This window comes from Massilia genomosp. 1, assembly GCF_011682185.1.
In the GTDB taxonomy this organism is placed as follows: Bacteria; Pseudomonadota; Gammaproteobacteria; order Burkholderiales; family Burkholderiaceae_D; genus Telluria_A; species Telluria_A rubra.
This window is the reverse complement of sequence record NZ_WHJF01000314.1, coordinates 1-1025: the sequence shown is the minus strand read 5'-3', so window position 1 is coordinate 1025 and position 1025 is coordinate 1. Positions and strand designations below refer to the sequence as shown.

Below are 1025 nucleotides of genomic sequence, written 5' to 3'. Positions count from 1 at the left end.
GCAACCGTTCTGTCGAAGAAATTCGGCGGCGAAGCAAAAGCATACGACCAGATCGATGCAGCACCGGAAGAAAAAGCACGCGGCATCACCATCAACACCGCGCACGTCGAGTACGAAACGGCTAACCGCCACTACGCTCACGTCGATTGCCCAGGCCACGCCGATTACATCAAGAACATGATCACCGGCGCAGCGCAGATGGACGGCGCGATCCTGGTTTGCTCCGCAGCTGACGGTCCAATGCCACAGACCCGCGAGCACATCTTGCTGGCACGCCAGGTTGGCGTTCCTTACATCATCGTGTTCCTGAACAAGTGCGACCTGGTCGATGACGCAGAGCTGCTGGAACTGGTTGAAATGGAAGTGCGTGAGCTCTTGTCGAAATACGAGTTCCCAGGCGACGACCTGCCAATCATCAAGGGTTCGGCCCGTATGGCCCTCGAAGGCAACACCGGCGAAATGGGCGAAGTCGCGATCATGGCCCTGGCCGATGCGCTCGACACCTACATCCCAACGCCAGAGCGCGCGATCGACGGCGCTTTCCTGATGCCAGTGGAAGACGTGTTCTCGATCTCGGGTCGCGGCACCGTTGTGACCGGTCGTATCGAGCGCGGTATCGTTAAAGTCGGCGAAGAAATCGAAATCGTCGGCATCTCCGACACCGTCAAGACCACTTGCACCGGCGTGGAAATGTTCCGCAAGCTGCTGGACCAGGGTCAAGCCGGCGACAACGTCGGCCTGCTGCTGCGCGGCACCAAGCGTGAAGATGTCCAGCGTGGTCAGGTTCTGGCGAAGCCAAACTCGATCAAGCCGCACAATCACTTCACCGGTGAGATCTACGTCCTGTCGAAAGACGAAGGCGGCCGTCACACCCCGTTCTTCAACAACTATCGCCCACAGTTCTACTTCCGTACCACGGACGTGACTGGTTCGATCGAGTTGCCAGCGGACAAAGAAATGGTTATGCCAGGCGATAACGTGTCGATCACCGTCAAGCTGATCAACCCGATCGCGATGGAAGAAGG

The 1025-nt window shown here is 58.1% G+C and carries 1 protein-coding gene; it reads left to right on the top strand.

Annotated elements, in window-relative coordinates:
• Nucleotides 1-1025: elongation factor Tu (tuf, locus tag F1735_RS33805; protein ID WP_167241405.1), on the top strand; the 1025-nt coding region annotated here is incomplete at both ends.